The organism is Allosphingosinicella sp., assembly GCF_036570505.1.
Lineage (GTDB): Bacteria > Pseudomonadota > Alphaproteobacteria > Sphingomonadales > Sphingomonadaceae > Allosphingosinicella.
The window spans coordinates 1-3,574 of sequence record NZ_DATCYB010000117.1 but is presented as its reverse complement, the minus strand read 5'-3'; the positions used below and the strand labels follow the sequence as shown (position 1 = coordinate 3,574).

Sequence of the window (3,574 nt, the reverse complement as noted above, 5' to 3'; positions counted from 1 at the left end):
CGCCCTGATCCTAGGATAAGTGCCGCAGCGGCAGATATTGGTGATGGCGGCGTCGATCTCGGCGTCGGTCGGATTGTCATTCCTGGCGATGAGCGCCGCCGCCGCCATGATCATTCCCGGCTGGCAAAATCCGCATTGCGGCACGCTTTCGGCGACCCAGGCCTGCTGGACCGGATGCGAGCGGTCGCGCGACAGCGATTCGATAGTGGTGACGAAGCTGCCCTCGGCGGCGGCGATGGTGATCGTGCAGCTCCGCACCGCCTCGCCGTCGATGTGAACGGTGCAGGCCCCGCAATCGCCGGTGCCGCAGCCATATTTGGTGCCGGTGAGATTGGAGGCGTCGCGCAGCGCCCAGAGGAGGGGGGTGTCGGGGTCCATCCGGTAGTGGACGGGCTGGCCGTTGACGGTGAAGCGGGTCATGGCGCGACCTTAAGCGGCGGCGCCGGGCGCGAAAAGACACAAAGGGCACTCATGTCTGGCGGGAGAATCCTTTGTTTTCTGTGGGTGCTCCTTTCGCCTGCCGCCCAAGCTCCGCCAGCGCCAGATCGAGGGAGCGGGCCGTGTCGCCTGAGCCGAGACCCGCGCCGCGGCGGTCGAGTGCGTTCAGCACCGTCATCGTCAGGCGGCTGTCGTAGCGGTGGCGCTCGCCGACGCAGCGGCCGTCACGCACGATCGGAATGCGCTCGCCGAGCAGGGCGCGTTCGAGCGCCACGTCGACGGTCCGGTCCTGGCCCATCCCAACGCCTTCCCAGGCGGCGGCGCTCTCCGCCCCCGGCCGCTCGCGCAGCCAATAGGCGTTCTTGCGCGTCTTCCCCACGCCCTCCGCCGCGACGGTGATGCAGCCGCCCAGCGCCAGCCGCAGGATGAATCCCTTCTGCCTCGCCACCGTCCAGCCATCGTGCCGCGCGCGAACCGGGACGGGAGCGAAGGCAAGCTCCTCCAGCGGCATGTCGTCGAGGAGCGCGAGCAGGCGAGGCGGGAGCGGATGCGAGTCGGCCATGGCGGAGCATGAAGTGTAATAGGCGGTGTAGGAAAGTTCTTTTTTTGTTCTAGCAACGCAGGAGGATTTTTCGGGAGCGATTGAACCGCTTCGTCCTTTCGGGGCACCTTATACCCGGACGAGCGGGGGACGCATCGATGGCCCTGGAGAAGGCTCGGATTCTGGACGAATATCTGGTCGCCTCGGCGAAAGCGGGCGATCGGGCGGCGTTCGCGCTTCTCGCGCGGCGATGGCACAGGAAGCTGGTCGCCCATGCGTGGCGGCTGACCGGCGACGGCGAGGCTGCGCGGGACGCGGCCCAGACCGGCTGGGGCGAGATCGCGGCTGGCCTGCACCGGCTGCGGGACGAGCGCGCCTTTCCCGCCTGGGCCTACCGGATCGTCTCGCGGGCCTGCGCCGGGCAGATCGGCAGGGCGAAACGGCGACGGGAGCTTGCCGACGCCGTGACGGGCGAGCCCCCCGTCGCGCAACCGGATGCGGGCGCGGGGCTGGACGCCGATCGCCTGCGCGCGGCGGTTCGAGCGCTTCCGCCGGACCAGAGGAGCGCCGTCGCATTGTTTCATTTCGAGGACATGAGCGTCGCCGAAGTGGCGGTCGCTCTCCACGTCCCGGCGGGCACGGTGAAGACCCGCCTGATGCATGCCCGGCGCAAGTTGCGCGCCGCGCTGGAAGGAGAAGAATGATGCGAGACCTCGACGAGATGATTGACCAGGCCCTCGATGCCGAGGAGCGGGACCTGCTTCGCGGCATCGGCGAGGAACCGGGCTTCGTGACACAGGCGCTCGGCCTTTTCAGCGGCCGGACGGGCTGGGTGAGCGTCGTCCTCATGGTCGCGCAGGGCGCGGCGTTCGTCGGCGGTGCCTGGGCGGCGTGGGAGTTTTTCGCCGCGCGGGACCCGTTGACGGCGCTGCGCTGGGGCCTACCCTCGGCGGTGCTGCTGCTGATGTCGCTGACGATCAAGATGGCGATGTGGCCGAGCTTCGAGGCCAACCGGCTGATGCGCGAGCTGAAACGGATCGAGCTTCAGATCGCCCACGGGAAGAATGCCGGATAAGGAACGGGCCGGCCGTACTTTCCTAATAAGGCGCGTGCCCTTCGAGGCTTGAAAATCACCTCGCTCGCTGCTAGCGGACGCCGCAACGGCGCGGGGTGACTCGCGACGAACCTGTTTCTGTGCTATTCATGACCTTGAGAAGCGGTCCGTTTTTTGGGCCGCGCGGGTCTATCGATTGGAGTGACGGCAAGCCTATGCAAATCATCGTTCGCGACAACAATGTCGACCAGGCGCTGCGAGCGCTCAAGAAGAAGCTCCAGCGTGAAGGCGTCTACCGCGAGATGAAGCTGCGCCGCCACTATGAAAAGCCGTCGGAAAAGCGCGCCCGCGAGCGCGCCGCCGCCATCCGCCGCGCCCGCAAGCTCGAGCGCAAGCGGTTGGAGCGCGACGGCATCCGCTAGGCGGCGAAACGCCCCTTCCGCGCACCATTTGCTCTCCGCGCGGGTATTCCGACTTGCCTAGGTAGCCGAGGCGGCGATAGAGCATCATCGCCTTCATTTTCGGGATACTGCCCATGTCCGTCACCGCCGTCCCGATTCGCCCGATCAGAAAGGGTTCGGTGGCCAGGCTGTGGATCGGGCTCGCCGCGCTCAGCCTCGGCGCCGGCGCGCTCGCCTGGGCGGGCACGGCCGGCCAGCATTATACGACCACCGAATCCGGGCTCCAGTTCCGGGTCATCGAGGAGGGCGAGGGGCCGCATCCCGCGCCCACCGACATCGTCCTCATCGACTATACGGGCAGGCTCGAGGACGGCACCGTGTTCGACACCAGCGTGGGCAAGCAGCCCGTGCCGCTCCCCGTCACCGGCTCGATTCCGGGTTTCGCCGAGAGCCTCCAGATGATGCGCAAGGGCGGCACCTACCGCCTGAAGATTCCGTCCGAGCTCGCTTATGGACCCGAGGGCGCCGGCGGCGTCATCCCGCCCGACGCCGATCTCGAATTCGAAGTGGCGCTGATCGATTTCGTGCCCGCTTCCGCCCTGCAGGGCATGGGCATGCCGCCGCCGGGAATGTAACGGCGGGACAGCGGTGATCGACGTCACCCTGAACTTGTTTCAGGGTCCAGTCCTCCACCCTCGCTACGGCTCGACATTGGAATGCTGAAACAAGTTCAGCATGATGGATGGGTTGGGCCTTAGGGCTCCGGCTTTCCTCCGCCGATGCCGCTATCCTCTTCCGATTTCTGCTGAAGCGCGGCCTTGGCCATCGCCATGATCGGGTCGGCCAGCGCCAGCCCCAATATCCCGAACAGCGCGCCGAAGATGAGCTGGGCGCCGAGCACCAGGGCCGGCGCGAGATCCACGGTCTTGCGGGCCACATAGGGCACGATCAGATAGCCATCGACCAGTTGCACGATGGCGTAGACGCCGATCGCCCACAGGCCGGTCTCGGTGCTGACGCTGAAGCCGACGAGGACGATCAGAACGCCCGAGATGATCGCGCCGATATTGGGCAGGAAGGCGAGAATACCGGTGAGGAGGCCAAGCAACGCCGCCATCGGCACCCCGCCGAGCGCGAGCA

Annotated in this window: 7 protein-coding genes; 4 read left to right on the top strand and 3 right to left on the bottom strand. The window is 67.0% G+C overall.

Features of this window, described 5'->3' with window-relative positions; genetic code table 11:
• On the bottom strand, positions 1–420 hold a 420-nt coding region (locus VIR62_RS15000; RefSeq protein WP_431872570.1), incomplete at its 3' end, for a (2Fe-2S)-binding protein.
• A 49-nt stretch (positions 421–469) separates the two neighbouring features.
• Positions 470–1,000 carry a hypothetical protein gene (locus VIR62_RS14995; protein WP_431872568.1) on the bottom strand — a complete coding sequence of 177 codons (531 nt, stop codon included), beginning with the start codon at positions 998–1,000 and terminating at the stop codon, positions 470–472.
• 137 nt (positions 1,001–1,137) lie between these two features.
• On the opposite strand from VIR62_RS14995, the gene VIR62_RS14990 reads away from it, so the two are divergent.
• The 4 genes from VIR62_RS14990 to VIR62_RS14975 all read left to right on the top strand — a co-directional run bounded on the left by VIR62_RS14990 (position 1,138) and on the right by VIR62_RS14975 (position 3,069).
• Entirely contained in the window at positions 1,138–1,683 is a 546-nt protein-coding gene (locus tag VIR62_RS14990; RefSeq protein WP_431872566.1) for an RNA polymerase sigma factor, read from the top strand.
• Complete coding sequence (locus VIR62_RS14985) at positions 1,680–2,054, top strand: DUF6768 family protein (protein ID WP_431872564.1); 375 nt, start codon at positions 1,680–1,682, stop codon at positions 2,052–2,054. Before VIR62_RS14990 ends, VIR62_RS14985 begins: the two co-directional genes overlap by 4 nt.
• Positions 2,055–2,248: 194 nt before the next feature.
• A complete protein-coding gene (gene rpsU, locus VIR62_RS14980) occupies positions 2,249–2,455 on the top strand; it encodes a 30S ribosomal protein S21 (protein ID WP_315726322.1) in 207 nt (68 codons plus the stop codon).
• 113 nt (positions 2,456–2,568) lie between these two features.
• Positions 2,569–3,069, top strand: coding sequence for an FKBP-type peptidyl-prolyl cis-trans isomerase (locus tag VIR62_RS14975; protein ID WP_431872562.1), 501 nt, complete (start codon positions 2,569–2,571; stop codon positions 3,067–3,069).
• A gap of 119 nt (positions 3,070–3,188) precedes the next feature.
• Here the strand turns inward: VIR62_RS14975 and VIR62_RS14970 are convergent.
• On the bottom strand, positions 3,189–3,574 hold a 386-nt coding region (locus VIR62_RS14970), incomplete at its 5' end, for an AI-2E family transporter (RefSeq protein WP_431872560.1).

Coding starts and splice junctions, on each gene's coding strand:
- VIR62_RS14995 (WP_431872568.1), bottom strand. CDS start 1,000: ATGGCCGACTCGCATCCGCTCCCGCCTCGCCTGCTCGCGCTCCTCGAC.
- VIR62_RS14990 (WP_431872566.1), top strand. CDS start 1,138: ATGGCCCTGGAGAAGGCTCGGATTCTGGACGAATATCTGGTCGCCTCG.
- VIR62_RS14985 (WP_431872564.1), top strand. CDS start 1,680: ATGATGCGAGACCTCGACGAGATGATTGACCAGGCCCTCGATGCCGAG.
- rpsU (WP_315726322.1), top strand. CDS start 2,249: ATGCAAATCATCGTTCGCGACAACAATGTCGACCAGGCGCTGCGAGCG.
- VIR62_RS14975 (WP_431872562.1), top strand. CDS start 2,569: ATGTCCGTCACCGCCGTCCCGATTCGCCCGATCAGAAAGGGTTCGGTG.